Here is a 790-nt window from a genome sequence, read left to right as displayed (position 1 = left end):
GTGCAGTCGATCGACACGGCGCTGAAGCTCGGGGCCAACCATCCGATGGGGCCGCTGGAACTGGCCGATTTCATCGGGCTCGACACCTGCCTTGCCATCATGAACGTGCTTTATGACGGGCTGGCCGATACGAAATACCGCCCCTGCCCGCTGCTGACGAAATATGTCGAAGCCGGCTGGCTGGGCCGCAAGACCCAGCGCGGGTTCTATGATTACCGGGGCGAGGTGCCCCGCCCCACCAGATAAGCGGAGCGCGACGATGAAGGTCCTTGTGCCGGTCAAACGTGTGATTGACTACAACGTGAAGGTTCGCGTTCGGGCGGACGGGAGCGGGGTCGATCTTGCGAATGTGAAGATGTCGATGAACCCGTTTGACGAGATCGCGGTGGAAGAGGCGATCCGTCTGAAGGAGAAGGGTGTCGCGACCGAGGTTGTGGTGGTGTCGATCGGCGTCAAGCAGGCGCAGGAGACGCTGCGCAATGCGCTGGCCATGGGCGCCGACCGGGCGATCCTGATCGAGGCCACGGCGGATGTACACACCGATATCGAGCCTCTGGCGGTGGCAAAGCTGCTGGCGGGCGTGGTCAAGGAAGAGGCGCCGGGGCTTGTCCTGTGCGGCAAGCAGGCGATCGACAATGACATGAACGCCACCGGCCAGATGCTGGCCGCCCTTCTGGGCTGGGCGCAGGCGACCTTCGCCAGCGAGCTGGCCATCGAGGGCGACAGCGCCACCGTGACGCGCGAGGTCGATGGCGGGCTGCAGAGGATCAAGGTGAAGATGCCGGCCATC

The 790-nt window shown here is 64.2% G+C and carries 2 protein-coding genes; both read left to right on the top strand.

What is annotated here, in order from left to right; all coding sequences use genetic code 11:
- The coding region (locus tag ACED67_RS21645; RefSeq protein ID WP_395543816.1) for a 3-hydroxyacyl-CoA dehydrogenase family protein at nt 1-246 on the top strand (246 nt) is incomplete at its 5' end.
- Between the two features lie 13 nt (nt 247-259).
- On the top strand, nt 260-790 hold a 531-nt coding region (locus ACED67_RS21640; protein ID WP_395543815.1), incomplete at its 3' end, for an electron transfer flavoprotein subunit beta/FixA family protein.

Source organism: Neotabrizicola paludis (assembly GCF_044142105.1).
In the GTDB taxonomy this organism is placed as follows: Bacteria; Pseudomonadota; Alphaproteobacteria; order Rhodobacterales; family Rhodobacteraceae; genus Pseudogemmobacter.
Note: the sequence above shows the minus strand (reverse complement) of the source record. Positions and strands in the feature narration are given on the sequence as shown.